Source organism: Acidiphilium iwatense (assembly GCF_021556475.1).
Taxonomy (GTDB): Bacteria; Pseudomonadota; Alphaproteobacteria; order Acetobacterales; family Acetobacteraceae; genus Acidiphilium; species Acidiphilium iwatense.
Genome location: NZ_JAKGBZ010000001.1, coordinates 190720 through 205190 on the forward strand (window position 1 = coordinate 190720; position 14471 = coordinate 205190).

15 protein-coding genes are annotated in these 14471 nt (G+C 66.5%); 12 read left to right on the forward strand and 3 right to left on the reverse strand.

Annotated features, from left to right (window positions below; all coding sequences use genetic code 11):
- Positions 1 to 140: 140 nt before the first annotated feature.
- Positions 141 to 686, reverse strand: coding sequence for a hypothetical protein (locus L2A60_RS00990; RefSeq protein WP_235702496.1), 546 nt, complete (start codon positions 684 to 686; stop codon positions 141 to 143).
- An 85-nt stretch (positions 687 to 771) separates the two neighbouring features.
- On the opposite strand from L2A60_RS00990, the gene L2A60_RS00995 reads away from it, so the two are divergent.
- Positions 772 to 921, forward strand: a complete 150-nt coding sequence (locus tag L2A60_RS00995; RefSeq protein WP_235702497.1) for a hypothetical protein — start codon at positions 772 to 774, stop codon at positions 919 to 921.
- On the opposite strand, the gene L2A60_RS01000 is transcribed toward L2A60_RS00995, so the two are convergent.
- Entirely contained in the window at positions 911 to 3313 is a 2403-nt protein-coding gene (locus L2A60_RS01000) for an EAL domain-containing protein (RefSeq protein ID WP_235702588.1), read from the reverse strand. The two genes, L2A60_RS00995 and L2A60_RS01000, sit on opposite strands and share 11 nt — an antisense overlap.
- Positions 3314 to 3531: 218 nt before the next feature.
- Between L2A60_RS01000 and ffh the strand changes: the two genes are divergently transcribed.
- The 11 genes from ffh to phbB all read left to right on the forward strand — a co-directional run bounded on the left by ffh (position 3532) and on the right by phbB (position 12821).
- Positions 3532 to 4905 (forward strand): signal recognition particle protein, encoded by a 1374-nt coding sequence (ffh, locus tag L2A60_RS01005; RefSeq protein WP_235702498.1) that lies wholly within the window; start codon positions 3532 to 3534, stop codon positions 4903 to 4905.
- A gap of 65 nt (positions 4906 to 4970) precedes the next feature.
- Positions 4971 to 5315, forward strand: a complete 345-nt coding sequence (gene rpsP, locus L2A60_RS01010; RefSeq protein WP_235702499.1) for a 30S ribosomal protein S16 — start codon at positions 4971 to 4973, stop codon at positions 5313 to 5315.
- 23 nt (positions 5316 to 5338) lie between these two features.
- The gene (rimM, locus tag L2A60_RS01015; RefSeq protein ID WP_235702500.1) at positions 5339 to 5863 is read left to right on the forward strand and encodes a ribosome maturation factor RimM; all 525 of its coding nucleotides are present in this window, start codon (positions 5339 to 5341) and stop codon (positions 5861 to 5863) included.
- Positions 5860 to 6561, forward strand: coding sequence for a tRNA (guanosine(37)-N1)-methyltransferase TrmD (gene trmD, locus L2A60_RS01020; protein ID WP_235702501.1), 702 nt, complete (start codon positions 5860 to 5862; stop codon positions 6559 to 6561). The genes rimM and trmD overlap by 4 nt, the downstream gene beginning before the upstream one ends.
- A gap of 25 nt (positions 6562 to 6586) precedes the next feature.
- On the forward strand, positions 6587 to 6967 hold the full coding sequence (rplS, locus tag L2A60_RS01025; protein WP_235702502.1) for a 50S ribosomal protein L19: 381 nt from the start codon (positions 6587 to 6589) through the stop codon (positions 6965 to 6967).
- Positions 6968 to 7198: 231 nt separating this feature from the next.
- Positions 7199 to 8605: a 3-isopropylmalate dehydratase large subunit gene (leuC, locus tag L2A60_RS01030; RefSeq protein ID WP_235702503.1), complete on the forward strand. Its 1407-nt coding sequence runs from the start codon at positions 7199 to 7201 to the stop codon at positions 8603 to 8605.
- Entirely contained in the window at positions 8605 to 9225 is a 621-nt protein-coding gene (leuD, locus tag L2A60_RS01035; RefSeq protein ID WP_235702504.1) for a 3-isopropylmalate dehydratase small subunit, read from the forward strand. The genes leuC and leuD overlap by 1 nt, the downstream gene beginning before the upstream one ends.
- Before the next feature lie 6 nt (positions 9226 to 9231).
- Positions 9232 to 10344: a 3-isopropylmalate dehydrogenase gene (gene leuB, locus L2A60_RS01040; RefSeq protein ID WP_235702505.1), complete on the forward strand. Its 1113-nt coding sequence runs from the start codon at positions 9232 to 9234 to the stop codon at positions 10342 to 10344.
- Between the two features lie 161 nt (positions 10345 to 10505).
- A complete protein-coding gene (locus tag L2A60_RS01045) occupies positions 10506 to 11594 on the forward strand; it encodes a glycosyltransferase family 4 protein (protein ID WP_235702506.1) in 1089 nt (362 codons plus the stop codon).
- A gap of 79 nt (positions 11595 to 11673) precedes the next feature.
- Positions 11674 to 12030, forward strand: coding sequence for a hypothetical protein (locus tag L2A60_RS01050; protein WP_235702507.1), 357 nt, complete (start codon positions 11674 to 11676; stop codon positions 12028 to 12030).
- 68 nt (positions 12031 to 12098) lie between these two features.
- Positions 12099 to 12821 carry an acetoacetyl-CoA reductase gene (gene phbB, locus L2A60_RS01055; protein ID WP_235702508.1) on the forward strand — a complete coding sequence of 241 codons (723 nt, stop codon included), beginning with the start codon at positions 12099 to 12101 and terminating at the stop codon, positions 12819 to 12821.
- 84 nt (positions 12822 to 12905) lie between these two features.
- Here phbB and L2A60_RS01060 read toward each other — a convergent pair whose 3' ends face one another.
- Positions 12906 to 14441, reverse strand: coding sequence for a flavin-containing monooxygenase (locus tag L2A60_RS01060; protein WP_235702509.1), 1536 nt, complete (start codon positions 14439 to 14441; stop codon positions 12906 to 12908).
- Positions 14442 to 14471: the final 30 nt, after the last annotated feature.

Consider the following 14471-nt stretch of genomic DNA (forward strand, 5'->3'; position numbering starts at 1 on the left):
GCCGTGGCAATCGCACTCGAAGCCAAACGCGCAATGGGCGTTATCGTTCTCAATTCGGGGAGCGTGCGCCCTTCGACGGCTCCGAACAGGAGCGGGTCGAGTTTCCATGCCCGGCGTCCGGGGTCAGGCCGTCGGCATGGTTAGATGCCCTCCCCCAAGGGTTTGTCGAACGCCTTGGCGGCGATGGTGGTTTCTTCACCCAGTGCGTTTCGCGTCGCGATGACGTGTTCGATGAAGATGTGACCATCCACCCGCTTCGTCCAATGGCCCTTGCCGGTCAGCAAATAGCCGACATGCGGCCGGTCGGGCCCGTTGACGTCGATGCCCGGAGGAATGTCATCGAGGTCGATCATCAACTGCCAGTTGGTCGCGTGGGTGCCGTGGCCGCCGATCGTCCGCATTTTCCATTCGACCGGGACCCGCCCGCTGAGCGGTGTCATGCGCTCAATGCCGGTCGGCGATATGGGGGCCGTCTTGGTGGCGAAGAACTGGCCGCCGAAATCCTTTCGTTTAAGGTCGAGCTGGCCGCTGGAGTAGGTTTTCACCTTGGCAAAGATGATTTCGAGCGCCTGGTCGAACAATTCGGGCCAATGCTTGACGACGGCATGGGGGGTCCGAAGCGGATTGTTCTGGATATCGGCGTCACAATCCTCCAGGGTGTAGGTTCCGCCGCGCACCTTTGGCATCGTGTCTTGCCTCCCTCGCGAAGCAGCGCGGTGTTCTTCGGTTCGTCCCGCCCGGTCGGGCGAGGCTGCCGATCCGGCGCTTCACATGCAGACTAACGCAGTTGCGCGCTGCCTGAAAGTGCTTTCTATTCCCGGTTGCCGGGCCGATACCAGCGGGTTGGCGCGCATGGATGGCTTCGCGTTGCTCGCCATGACGATCGAGGCGCGGGACGCTGGGGTGATCGTCAGGCGGTGATATTGGCGGTCCAGCGGTCGAGCCAGGATTGGGCGGGTTCGGGCCGGCCGAACAGATAGCCCTGCATCGCATCGCAGTCGCGCATGCGCAGGAAACTTGCCTGCGCCTCGGTCTCGACCCCTTCGGCGACCACCGAGAGGCCGAGATGGCGGGTCATCGCCAGGATCGCCTCGGCGAGGGTCGCGTCCCGCGCGCCGTCGGGCAGATGGCGGATGAAGCCGCGATCGATCTTGATCTCGGCGATCGGCAGGGATTGCAGATAGCCGAGGCTGGAATAGCCGGTGCCGAAATCGTCGATCGAGAACCGCACGCCAAGGGACGCGAGCGCGCGCATTTTCGCGGCGGCCTCGTCGATCCGGTCGATCAGCAGGCTTTCGGTGATTTCGATCAGCAGATCGTGCGGGTCGACGCCGGTTTCGGCGAGAATGCGCTCGACATCGGGCACGAAAGCGGGATCGCGGAACTGGCGCGGGCTGACATTGATCGCGATGCGCAGCCGCCGCCCCTGCCGCGCCTGGGCGGCGATGATGCGGCAGACCGCGCGCAGCATCCATCGGCCCATGGCGAGCACCACGCCGGTCTGCTCGGCGATCGGGATGAACTCGCCCGGCAGGACGATGGTGCCGTCGGCACGGCGCAGGCGGATCAGCGCCTCGGCGCCGGTGACGTCGTTCGCCCGTCCGACCTGGGGTTGCAGCCAGACCTCGAAACGGTCATGATCGAGCGCCTCGCGCAGCGCCTGTTCGATCGCGTGGCGATGGGCGACGCGATCCTGCATCGCCGGTTCGAAGAACGCGACGCTGACCGAATCCGACGCCTTGGCCTGATACATCGCGATATCGGCCTGGCGCAGGATATCGTCGATGCCGGAAGCGTCCTGCGGGAACAGCGCGATGCCGATGCTCGCGGTCACGTAGCATTCATGGGTCACGGCGTGGATCGGCGGGGCGAGGGCGGCGCGCAGTTTCTCGGCGAGTTCATGGGCGATTTCCGCCGCGCGGTCCGCCGTGTCGGCAAGCCGGGCGAGCAGGACGACGAATTCGTCGCCGCCGAGGCGCGCGACGATATCCGAGGCGCGCAGCGCGGCTTGCAGCCGGCGGCCGACCTGGTCGAGCACGATGTCGCCGATCGAATGGCCGTGCAGGTCGTTGATCGCCTTGAAACCGTCGAGGTCGATGAACAGCAGGGCGCCGGCCAGGCCGGAGTCCCGCGCCGTCGCGATTTCGGTTTGCAGGCGCAGCCGCAGCGCGGCGCGGTTCGGCAGGCCGGTCAGCGGATCGAAATAGGCGAGGCGTTGGATATCCTCGTCGGCCTGGTGCTTTTCCGTGATGTCGACCCAGGCGCCGACGATGCGCGCCGTGCGCCCGTCTGCATCGCGGATCGCGGTCAGCTCGTCGCGCACCCAGCGATAGACGCCGTCGCGGCGCCTGAACCGATAGCGGTGAACGATGGTGTCCTGGGTCAGCAGGCGACGGCTTTCGGCAAGGGCGGCGGGCCGGTCGGCGGGGTGGACGTTGTCGGTCCACCAATCGGCGCCGAGCGCCGCGTCCGGCCTGTAGCCGAACAGGCGCTCGATATTGGCGCTGATCTCGGCGAACTTGAACGATGCCGGATCGGCCTCGCCGTTCGGGCTTTCCATCGCGTAGATGACGGTGGAACTCGCTTCGAGCAGGCGGGCGAGCCGCTGTTCGCTGGAATGCAGGGCGGCGCGGGCGGAATCGCGCGCGGCGCGGTCGCGCAGGGTGCGGATGCCGTAGGCGAGATCGGCGGCGAGCTCGGCCAGCAGCCGGATCTCCTCGGCGTCGAAGCCGCGGTACGGGGCACCGCCGGCGGGTTTCCGGCCGGTCGCGTACAGGGTGAGGGCGCCGAACGCGGCGCCTGCCTCGCCGCGCAAGGGGAGCGCGATGCAGGCGGTGTAGCCGGCGCGCCTTGCAGTATCGCGCCAGGGCTCCATGCGGGGATCGTGTTCGAGATCGTCGATCGTGACGACACGGCCTTCGCGCACGGCGGTTCCGGTCGGGCCCCTGCCATGGGGATTGTCCGCCCAGGAGAGCGGCAGGGATTCCAGCCGGTCGAGCCCGATGCCGGCTTTCGCCACCGGCCGCAAAGCCGCCTCGGCACCGGATTCCGCCATGCCGACCCAGGCCGCGCTGTAGCGGCCGACATCGACGGCGAGGCGGCAGATCGCGGCGGTCAGCTCCGCTTCGCTTGCGGCGCGGGCCAGGGCCTGGTTGCAGCCGATCAGGGTCTGCAGGGCCCGGTTGGTCCGGTCGAGCAGCGCGTTCGACCGGGCCAGCGCATCCTCCACGGGACCGGCCGGGTCCTCATGCCGCCGAATCGCCTCGCTCCCGAGCGGCTCGATCAATGAATTTTCGCTGCCGTCACCCACCACTTCACCCAATCACGACGCTCCGTGCGACGTTCGGCCAATCCTATGAAGGGAGACGGTTAATAGATAACTAAGACTGAAAGTAAAAAAATTTAGACATATCAAGGCTGTGGGGGCGAGGCTTGACCGGGGAGGCGGGTTGGGGCAGATCTCCGCCCTCTCGATCCGCCGCGCTGCGAGTTTCGCACCGCGGCGCGTTTTGCGTTTGAGGAGCCATAGCGATGTTCGACGCCCTTTCGGGCAAACTGGGCGATGTGTTCGACCGGCTGCGCCGGCGCGGCGCGCTGTCCGAGACCGACGTGATCGAAGCGATGCGCGATATTCGTCTCGCGCTGCTCGAAGCCGACGTCGCTCTGCCCGTGGTGCGCGATTTCATCGCGAAGGTGCGGCTGCAGGCGGTGGGCGCCGAGGTCCTGAAATCGGTCTCGCCCGGCCAGCAGGTCGTCAAGATCGTCAACGACGCGCTGATCGAGGCGCTGGGCGGCGCTGGCGCGGTGCCGCTGAATTTGAACGCGGCATCGCCGATCCCGTTCCTGATGGTGGGCTTGCAGGGCTCGGGCAAGACCACGACTTCCGGCAAGATCGCCCTGTTCCTCAAGGACAAGCAGCGCAAGAAGGTGCTGCTGGCGAGCCTGGATACCCAACGGCCGGCGGCGCAGTTGCAACTGGCGCAGTTGGCGGAACGTGCCGGGGTGGCGTCGTTACCGATTATCGCCGATGAGGGGCCGGTGCAGATTGCCCGTCGCGCGATGGATACCGGGCGGCGCGAAGTTTTCGATGTCGTGATCCTGGACACCGCCGGACGGTTGGCGATCGATGAAGCGCTGATGGACGAGGTCAAGGCGATCCGCGCCGCGACCGAGCCGGCGGAGACGCTGCTGGTCGTCGATGCGATGACCGGGCAGGACGCGGTGGCGACCGCGAGCGCGTTCAACGAGGCGGTGAGCGTCACCGGCATCGTGATGACGCGGCTCGACGGCGATGCGCGCGGCGGTGCGGCGCTGTCGATGCGGGCGGTGACCGGCGCGCCGATCAAGCTGATGGGCATGGGCGAGAAGCTCGATGCGCTGGAGCCGTTCCACCCCGAGCGGATCGCCGGGCGCATTCTGGGCATGGGCGATATCGTTTCGCTCGTCGAGCGGGCTTCGGAGAATGTTGACCAGGAGAAGGCGGAAAAGCTCGCGGCCAGGATGGCGCGCGGAAAATTCGACCTGGAAGACTACGCTGAACAGCTCAAGCAGATCACCAAGATGGGCTCGCTGTCCGGGATTCTCGGCATGTTGCCGGGGGTGGGCAAGATCAAGCAGCAGCTCGCCGATGCCGATCTCGATACCTCGATATTGAAGCGGCAGGCGGCGATTATTTCCTCGATGACCCGCGCCGAGCGGCGCAATCCCGACCTGATGAAGGCGAGCCGCAAGAAGCGCGTCGCCGCCGGGTCGGGGACTTCGGTGCAGGAGGTCAACCGGCTGCTCAAGCAGTTCGACCAGATGAAGGATATGATGAAACGCGCGCAGAAGCTCGGCCAGAAGGGTTTGGCGCGGGGTGGACTGGCCGCGCTGATGCCGCAAGGCGGCGGACGCCGCCCGTTTTGACGCAAGGATGCGGCGGACGCCGGCCGTTCTGAGTTTTTGTTGTTTCAGTAAGGAGACTAAAGCAGATGTCGCTAAAGATCAGACTTGCCCGCGCCGGTGCGAAAAAGCGGCCATTCTACCACATCGTGGTGGCCGATAGCCGCAGCCCGCGCGACGGCAAGTTCATCGAGAAGCTCGGCAGCTACAACCCGATGCTGCCGGCCGAGCACGAGGACCGGGTGCGGCTGCAGAACGAGCGCATCACCCATTGGCTGAGCCAGGGCGCGCAGGCGACCGACCGGGTCGCGCGGTTCCTCGGCCGGGCCGGGCTGGCGCCGATGCCGGCGATTCCGCCGCAGCCGATCCAGTCCGCGCCGAAGAAGAAGGCCCAAGAACGTGCCGCCGAGCGCGCCAAGGCGGCCTCGGCGTAACGGACCAGGGTACACACCCTAACGTGAGCGACCGGCTGATCCTGATGGGGATGATCGGCAAGCCGCATGGGGTGCGGGGGGCGGTGCATGTGCACGCCTATACCGAAGACCCGCGCGCGCTGGCCGAGCTGAAGCTGCGGGATCAGCGCGGGCGAATCATGGCGCTGGACTGGACCGGCGACGGGATCGCGCGGGTCACGCTGCATGAAGCGGATGGCGCCCATGTGGTCGCCGATCGGGATGCGGCGGCGCTTCTGGCCAATACGCGGTTGTTTGTCGAACGGAGCCAGTTGCCGCCGGCGGACGAGGACGAATTCTACCTCGTCGATCTGATCGGGCTGGCCGCGATCGGGGAAGACGGCGCGACGCTCGGCACGATCGCCGCCGTGCACGATTACGGCGCGGGAGCGAGTATCGAACTCGACGACGGGCGGCTGATTCCGTTCACCAGGGCCTCGGTGCCGGCGATCGACCTCGACGCGAAGCGGGCGACCGTGGTGCCGCCCGCGGAAATCGAGGCCGAGCTTGAAAGCAAGGCGGGGCCATGAGCTTTCGCGCCACCGTGCTGACCCTGTTTCCCGAGATGTTTCCGGGGCCGCTCGGCCATTCGCTGGCGGGGCGGGCGCTGGAGTCCGGCATCTGGACGCTCGATTGCGTGAATATCCGCAATTTCGGTCTCGGCCGGCATCGCGCGGTGGACGACACGCCGTTCGGCGGCGGCGCCGGCATGGTGATGCGGCCCGACGTGATCGACGCCGCGATCGCCTCGGTGCGCGACGAGCGCCAGCTGATCGCCCTCACCCCGCGCGGCGCGCCGCTGACCCAGGCGCGGGTGCGCGACCTCGCCGCCGGGGGTGGCGCGATCCTGCTCTGCGGCCGCTACGAAGGCTTCGATCAGCGCGTGCTCGACGCCAACGGCGCCGAGGAAATCAGCGTTGGCGACTACGTGCTCTCGGGCGGGGAAATCGCTGCCCTCGCCCTGCTCGACGCCGCCATCCGCCTGCTTCCCGGCGTGATGGGTGCGGCGGACAGCGCCGCCGAGGAAAGCTTCGCCGAACCATTGCTCGAATATCCGCACTTCACCCGCCCCGCCGAATGGCGCGGCCGCGCCGTGCCGGAAACTTTGCTGTCCGGCCACCATCAGGCGGTCGCCGACTGGCGCCGCGCCGAAGCCGAAACCATCACCCGCGCCCGCAGACCTGACCTTTGGGCACGATACATTGCCAGCCAGCCGGCTCGGCCGTAAATGAACACCGCGAAAGGATATCCCGATGAACGTGATCCAGACAATCGACGCCGAACAGATCGGCAAACTGACCGAAAGCCGCGCCGTGCCGGAATTCCAGCCGGGCGACAACCTGCGCGTCTCCGTCCGGGTCAAGGAAGGCGAACGCACCCGCATCCAGGCGTTCGAAGGCGTGTGCATCGCCCGCTCCAACCGGGGCATCAACTCCAACTTCACCGTGCGGAAAATCTCCTACGGCGAAGGCGTGGAACGCGTATTCCCGCTCTATTCCCCGAACGTCACCGAAATCGCGGTGACCCGCCGGGGCGACGTGCGCCGGGCGAAACTCTATTACCTGCGCGGCCGCCGCGGCAAATCGGCGCGCATCGCCGAAGCGGCCCGCGAGACCCCGGCCGCCGGCGTTTGAGTCCAAGGGTAAGATCAGGGGGCTTTGCCCCCTGAAACCCCCACCAGGAACTGAGTTCCTGGACCTCCCTCATTGGGCTCTGGCAGGCGGGGGCAGTGCTATCGATGTGGCATGTCAGCCCCCGCCTGCCAGAGCCCCAACTAGCGGGGTCCGGGGCCTAAGGCCCCGGCGGAGTCCAGAGGCGGAGCCTCTGGCCTACCCTTTTGGTCCAAACGCCGAAGGAGTGGTCGCATGGCCGAAGCGCGGACGATGTTCGACAAGATCTGGGCGGCGCATGTCGTCGACCGGATGCCGGACGGGACGTGTATTCTCTATATCGACCGGCATCTCGTGCATGAGGTGACGAGCCCGCAGGCGTTCGAGGGGCTGCGTGCGGCGGGGCGGGGCGTGCGGCGGGCCGATGCGACGATCGCGGTTGCCGATCATAACGTACCGACCGAGAACCGGGCGGCGGGGATCGCCGAGCCGGAATCCGCGCTGCAGGTGGCGACACTGGAACGCAATGTGCGTGAGTTCGGGGTGCCGTATATTCCGGTGACCGACGCGCGGCAGGGGATCGTGCATATCATCGGGCCGGAGCAGGGGATTTCGCTGCCGGGGATGACGATCGTGTGCGGCGATTCGCATACCTCGACGCATGGGGCGGTGGGAGCCCTGGCGTTCGGGATCGGCACGTCCGAGGTCGAGCATGTGCTGGCGACGCAGACTTTGCTGCAGAAACCGGCCAAGAACATGCTGGTGCGGGTGGATGGGGTTTTGCCGGCGGGGTGTTCGGCGAAGGACATCATTCTCGCGGTGATCGGCAAGATCGGCACGGCGGGCGGCACTGGCCATGTGATCGAGTATGCCGGCGGGGCGATCGAGGCACTCGACATGGCCGGACGGATGACCGTGTGCAACATGTCGATCGAGGCGGGCGCGCGGGCCGGGCTGATCGCGCCGGACGAGGTGACGTTCGACTATGTGCGCGGGCGACCTTTCGCGCCGAAGGGCGCGGCGCTGGAGCGGGCGACCGAGCATTGGCGGAGCTTGGTTTCCGACGCGGGCGCGCATTACGATCGGGTGGTGACGCTCGACGCGAGTGCCTTGGTGCCGCAGGTGACCTGGGGCACCAGCCCGGAGACGGTGGTGCCGATCACCGGGCACGTGCCGGACCCTGCCGCGGAGCCGGATGCGGGCAAGCGGGCGCAGATGGAGCGGATGCTTCAATATATGGATTTGCGGCCCGGCCAGGCGCTGGCGGGAACGAAAATCGACGCGGTGTTCATCGGCTCCTGCACCAATGCGCGGATCGAGGATTTACGGGTCGCGGCAGGGGTGGTGCGCGGCAGGCGGGTTGCGGATCATGTGCGGGCGATGGTGGTGCCGGGCTCGGGGCTGGTGAAGGCGCAGGCCGAGGCCGAGGGGTTGGCGAAGGTTTTCACCGATGCCGGGTTTGATTGGCGCGAGGCCGGGTGTTCGATGTGTCTGGGGATGAATCCGGACAAGCTGAAGCCGGGCGAGCGTTGTGCCAGCACGAGCAACCGCAATTTCGAGGGACGGCAGGGGCCGGGCGGGCGGACGCATCTGGTTTCGCCGGCGATGGCGGCGGCGGCGGCGATCGCGGGGGCGCTGACCGATGTGCGGGAGATGGCGTGATGGAGGCGTTCGGCAGGCTTGAGGCGGTTGCGGCACCGTTGCGGATGGCGAATGTCGACACCGACAAGATCATTCCGGCGCGGTTTCTGAAGACGATCAAGCGCAGCGGGCTCGGGGTTCATGCCTTCGCCGGGCTGCGCTATCGCGAGGACGGCAGCGAAAACCCGGATTTCGTGTTGAACAAGGACAAATACCGGCGGGCGAAGATCCTGGTCGCCGGTGAGAATTTCGGGTGCGGCTCGTCGCGCGAGCACGCGCCCTGGGCGCTGCTGGATTTCGGGATACGCTGCGTGATCGCGCCGAGTTTCGCGGATATTTTCTTCAATAACTGCTTCAAGAACGGGATTCTGCCGATCGTGCTGCCCGAGGCGGAGTGCGCGGCACTGATGGATGATGCGGACTCGGGGCCGAATGCGCGGATCATTGTCGATCTGGCGGCGCAGACCGTGTCCCGGCCGGATGGCGAGGCGTTTTCGTTCGAGATCGACCCGTTCCGCAAGCGGTGCCTGCTGGAGGGGCTGGACGATATCGGGCTGACCCTGGAGAAGGCCGGTTCGATCGATGCCTATGAGGCGGATCATGTCGGTGCGCCGTGGCTGCCCTCCATCGAGCAGGTTTGACATCGCATGATTCCAAATAAAAAAATCCTGCTGCTGCCGGGTGACGGCATCGGCCCCGAGGTGATGGCGGAAGCGCAGCGGGTGATCGACTGGCTGACGCGTGCCGGGCGGGTCCGGTTCGAGATCGCCGAGGATCTGGTGGGCGGGGCGTCGATCGATGCGCATGGCCGGCCGATCACCGATGCGGTGATCGCGCGCGCGCTGGAGGCCGATGCCGTTCTGTTCGGCGCGGTGGGCGGGCCGCAATGGGATGCGCAGGGCTTCGACAACCGGCCCGAGATCGCGATTCTCGAACTGCGCAAACGGCTGGGCCTGTTCGCCAATCTGCGCCCGGCGCCGGTGTTCGACGCGCTGATCGATGCGAGCCCGCTGAAGCCGGAGATCGTGCGCGGGCTCGATATCATGATCGTGCGCGAGGCGATCGGCGGGATTTATTTCGGCGAGCCGCGCGGGATCGAGACGCTGCCGGATGGCGGCAGGCGCGGGGTGAATACCGAGGTCTATACCACCGGCGAGATCGAGCGGGTGGCGCGGGTGGCGTTCGAGCTGGCGCGCAAGCGCTCCGGCCGGGTGACCAGCGTGGAAAAGGCGAACGTGATGGAGAGCGGGCTGCTGTGGCGGCAGACCGTGACGGCGCTGGGCGCGGCGGAGTACCCGGACATTCATCTGTCCCATATGTATGCCGATAATTGCGCGATGCAGTTGGCGAAGAATCCGCGCCAGTTCGACGTGATCGTGACCGGCAATCTGTTCGGCGACATTCTGTCCGATCTGGCCTCGATGCTGACCGGCTCGCTCGGGATGCTGCCTTCGGCGACGCTGGGGGCGGCCGATGGCGAAGGACGGCGGCATGCGCTGTACGAGCCGATCCATGGTTCGGCACCGGATATCGCGGGCAAAGGGCTGGCGAATCCGCTGGCGCAGATTCTCAGTTTCGCGATGCTGCTGCGCTATTCGTTCGACATGCAGGAGGACGCGGCGCTGGTCGAGCGGGCGGTTTCGGCCGTGCTGTCGAGCGGGATGCGGACGGCGGATATTTTGCAGGCGGGCACCGCGAAGATCGGCACCAGGACCATGGGCGACGCGGTGCTGCGGGAACTCGACAAGCTCGGCGGCTGATGCCGGGCGCGGGCCGCCGGACCGTTTCGCGAGGTTATGGTATTCGCTGTCATCTTGATGTGGGGCGGTGCTGGGCGATGGCTTGTCGCTTCTCATGATAACGGGGAATTCGATCGAGGTCGATTGAATGGGCGCAAAACTTCGGCCATGGTCCGCGCCGCATGAAGCCGGTCCCGTTTATCGCGCATCCCGATTTCGCCACCCTTGCCCTGCCCCGGCATCTCGCGCTGTTCGCGGGGCTGGCGCTGTTCTCGGGCATCGTGGTGCGGGTGATGATGGCGGTGGGCATTCCCGACCGGCCGGATGCGCGCAAGGCGCATGTTCAGGAAATACCGAAATCGGGCGGGGTGGGGATCGTGAGCGCGTTCCTGCTCGGGCTTTTGCTGCTGTATCGGTATGGCGAGGTGTCGCGGCTGGCCGCACCCTTGTTCCTCGGGGTGATCGCGGCGGCCATTCTGATCGCCGCCGTATCGCTGCTGGATGATCTGTATGATTTTCCGTTCGCGGTGAAGCTGGCGGCGCAACTGCTGGCGGCGCTAGCGGCGGTGGGCGCGGGGCTGGCGGCACGGCGGTTCGATTTTCCGGTGATCGGCGCGGTGCCTCTGGGCCGGGCCGGGCCGGTGCTGTCGGTGCTGTGGATAGTGTTCGTCACCAACGCGATGAATTTCATCGACGGGCTGGACGGGCTGGCGGCGGGGACCACGCTGGTGGCGTGTTTGTTCCTGGCCGGGATCTCCGGCCTGCATGGCGGGTTCTTCGTCTATACCACCGCGCTGCTGCTGGCCGGCGGGGTGGCCGGATTTCTGCCGTTCAACTACCCGCGCGCGCGGATTTTCATGGGCGATGTCGGCAGCCAGTTCTGCGGGTTCATGCTCGCACTGCTCGGGATCGCGGCGACGCATTATCAGCGCGTGTCGCTGTCGTTCCTGGTGGTGCCGCTGCTGCTCTCGGGCGTGCTGCTTGACGTGGCGTTCACCCTGGGGCGGCGGGCGCTGGCGGGGCGGAATCTGGCACAGGCGCATCGCGGGCATCTGTATCAGGTGGCGCATCGGGCCGGGATGGATGCGCGGGCGATCGCGGTAATCTACTGGGGGTTCGCGATGTTCGGCGGAGCGAGCGTGGTGGCGTTCCTGCACGCGGCGACCGATTGGAAGCCGGTGGTGATTTTCGCGCCGCTGATCCCGTTTCTGCTCTGGGCGGGCTATGTGGCGCACCTGGCGCGGCGGGCGGAGATCGGGGCGTGGGGGTGATCGCCGGATCGAAACGGATCGTCGCTTCCGCGGGGTTCGCATGGTCCTTCGCCGGCTGAACCGCTGGACGAGATTTCGATTGAAAACACTCCGTGACGAGCGGCGCGGCGCGATGAGTGTCGATGCGGATGGCCTCACGATATGGCGGGGCGGACAGGCTCATGCGATCCCCTGGGCGAAGATCGCAACGATCACCGCGACCAGGGCGGATGCTTTTCTCGGCGACGTGATCGGGGTGGCGGTCGAGGCGGAGGGCGGCCTGACCGGCTTTGCCTCGGAGCACGACCCTGAATGGCCGGCCCTGGTCGCGGGAATCGCGCGACATCTGGCGGGCAGCCTGCCCTATGCGAGATGGGCGCTTGGGCTGGTGGCCGGGCATCGGACCTCGATCACGGTCTATCGCAAGGGCGAATGTCCCGATCCCGGCGATTGTTGAATTAGCATGGACTTTCGCGGCGGATCGGGGTCAAAATGCGTCTCTGAGTCGAAACGGGAGGAAACAAAATGTCGCGCATTGCACTCGTCACCGGCGGAACGCGGGGAATCGGGGCGGCGATCAGCGTCGCGCTGAAGGCGGCCGGGCGCACCGTGGTCGCGAGCTACGCCGGCAACCAGATTGCGGCGGAGAATTTCACCGCGGTTCACGGCATCGAGGCGATGAGGTTCGATGCCTGCGATTTCGGGCAATGCGTGGCGGCGGTGCAGTCGATCGCGAGCCGGCTCGGGCCGATCGAGATTCTGGTGAACAATGCCGGGATCACCCGCGACGGCACGATGTCGCGGATGACCCGCGATATGTGGGACGCGGTGATCGACACCAATCTTGGCTCCTGCTTCAACCTGTGCAAGGCGACGTTCGACGGGATGAAGGCGGCGAAATTCGGCCGGGTGGTGAATATCGGGTCGATCAACGGGCAGGCCGGGCAATATGGCCAGGTGAATTACGCGGCGGCGAAATCCGGCATCCATGGCTTCACCAAGGCGCTGGCGCAGGAGGGCGCGAAATTCGGCATTACCGTGAACGCGATCGCGCCCGGCTATGTGGATACCGACATGGTGCGCGCGGTGCCGGCGGATGTGCTGGAGAAGATCGTCGCGCGGATTCCGGTGGGACGGCTGGGTCATGTCGAGGATATCGCGCGCGGGGTGGTGTTCCTCACCGCCGACGATGCGGATTTCGTGACCGGATCGACGCTGTCGATCAATGGCGGTCAGCATATGTATTGAGGCGGAAGCCCGAAGGGCTGACAATCGGGCTCGTGCGAACGCACGCTTTCATGTGACGCGATCTCGCGATGGCGGGGGTTTGCGCTATGCGGGTTCGGAGACGGCGGTACGGGTTTCGGCGGCGCGGTGCTGGGCGGCGGGGCGCGAGAAGATCATGGTGCCGTCGTCGAGTTTGCCGAAACGGAGCGTCAGCAAATCGAGGGCGTAGTTCTGGTAGAGGCGCCAGGGCTTGCGGTCGCCCTGGCGGGGCATGCGGTCGAGGGCGCGCTGGACGTAGCCGGACGAGAAATCGAGGAAAGGGAGTTCGCCGACGCCGGGATCGCGCTTCGGGCGGCATTCGGTGACGCCGTGTTTGTCCATATAATCGAGCAGGCGGCAGACATAGTCGCTGGTGAGATCGGCTTTCAGGGTCCAGGAGGCGTTGGTGTAGCCGAAGGCGGAGGCGAGGTTGGGCACGCCGCTATACATCATGCCCTTGTAGCTGAGGGTTTTCGCGAGATCGACCGGGGTGCCGTCCACCGTGACCGGGATGCCGGAGAGAACCTGGATTTTCAGGCCGGTGGCGGTGACGATGATGTCGGCGTCGATCGTCCGGCCGGAGCGGAGCAGAAGCCCGGTTTCGGTGAAGCGCTCGATATGGTCGGTGACGACCGAGGCGGTGCCCTTGCACAGCGCGCGGAACAGGTCGGCATCCGGGACGATGCAGAGGCGCTGGTCCCACGGATCGTAGCTGGGGGTGAAATGGGTCGCGACGTCGAAATCGGGGCCGAGCTGCTTGCGGATCATGCCGATGATGCGCCGCTTGAACCAGGCCGGGTAGCGGCGCGCGATAGTGTAGAACAGCAGTTGCAGAAGCACGTTGCGCCAGCGGATGATGCCGTAGGCAGCGCGCGAAGGCAGGGTTTCGCGCAGGCGGTTGGCGAATTTGTCGCGCGCGGGGAGCGAGACGACATAGCTGGGCGAGCGCTGCAGCATGGTGACGTGCGCGGCCTGCTCGGCCAGGGCCGGGACCAGGGTGACCGCGGTGGCACCGCTGCCGATGACGACGACGCGCTTGCCTTCATGGTCGAGCGCCTCCGGCCAATGCTGCGGATGAACGATTTGGCCCTGGAACGTCTCGGTGCCGGCGAAGTCGGGCGTATAGCCCTCGGCATAGTCGTAATAGCCGGTGCAGGTGAACAGAAAGTTGCAGGTGAAGCGGATGGTTTCGGGCGACGCATCGTCGGTGGCGCGGCGTTCGACCTCGACGGTCCAGCGCGCGGCCTCGGAGGACCAGCCTATGGCGGTGACGCGGTGGCGGTAGCGGATTTTGCGGTCGATGCCGTAGGCGGCGGCGGTGTCGCGGACATAGGCGAGGATCGAAGGGCCGTCGGCGATCGCCTTCGCGTCGGTCCAGGGGCGGAAGGCGTAGCCGAGCGTGTACATGTCGGAATCCGAGCGGATGCCGGGGTAGCGGAACAGATCCCAGGTGCCGCCGATGGATGGGCGGCTTTCGAGGACGAGGACGCTCTTCGACGGGCATTTCATCGCGAGATGGCAGGCGGCGCCGATGCCCGAGAGCCCTGCGCCGATGATCAGCACGTCGAGATGGCCGGGATCAGGGCGGGCGATGGCGGTCATTGGCGGTCCTTCAGCGGATAATGGACGATA

Excerpts from the sequence above, each read along its gene's own strand:
- L2A60_RS01060 (WP_235702509.1), bottom strand. The coding sequence starts at position 14,441 with ATGACCGCCATCGCCCGCCCTGATCCCGGCCATCTCGACGTGCTGATC.
- L2A60_RS00995 (WP_235702497.1), top strand. The coding sequence starts at position 772 with ATGCAGACTAACGCAGTTGCGCGCTGCCTGAAAGTGCTTTCTATTCCC.
- phbB (WP_235702508.1), top strand. The coding sequence starts at position 12,099 with ATGTCGCGCATTGCACTCGTCACCGGCGGAACGCGGGGAATCGGGGCG.
- rpsP (WP_235702499.1), top strand. The coding sequence starts at position 4,971 with ATGTCGCTAAAGATCAGACTTGCCCGCGCCGGTGCGAAAAAGCGGCCA.
- leuB (WP_235702505.1), top strand. The coding sequence starts at position 9,232 with ATGATTCCAAATAAAAAAATCCTGCTGCTGCCGGGTGACGGCATCGGC.
- trmD (WP_235702501.1), top strand. The coding sequence starts at position 5,860 with ATGAGCTTTCGCGCCACCGTGCTGACCCTGTTTCCCGAGATGTTTCCG.
- L2A60_RS01045 (WP_235702506.1), top strand. The coding sequence starts at position 10,506 with ATGAAGCCGGTCCCGTTTATCGCGCATCCCGATTTCGCCACCCTTGCC.
- leuD (WP_235702504.1), top strand. The coding sequence starts at position 8,605 with ATGGAGGCGTTCGGCAGGCTTGAGGCGGTTGCGGCACCGTTGCGGATG.
- leuC (WP_235702503.1), top strand. The coding sequence starts at position 7,199 with ATGGCCGAAGCGCGGACGATGTTCGACAAGATCTGGGCGGCGCATGTC.
- L2A60_RS00990 (WP_235702496.1), bottom strand. The coding sequence starts at position 686 with ATGCCAAAGGTGCGCGGCGGAACCTACACCCTGGAGGATTGTGACGCC.
- ffh (WP_235702498.1), top strand. The coding sequence starts at position 3,532 with ATGTTCGACGCCCTTTCGGGCAAACTGGGCGATGTGTTCGACCGGCTG.
- rplS (WP_235702502.1), top strand. The coding sequence starts at position 6,587 with ATGAACGTGATCCAGACAATCGACGCCGAACAGATCGGCAAACTGACC.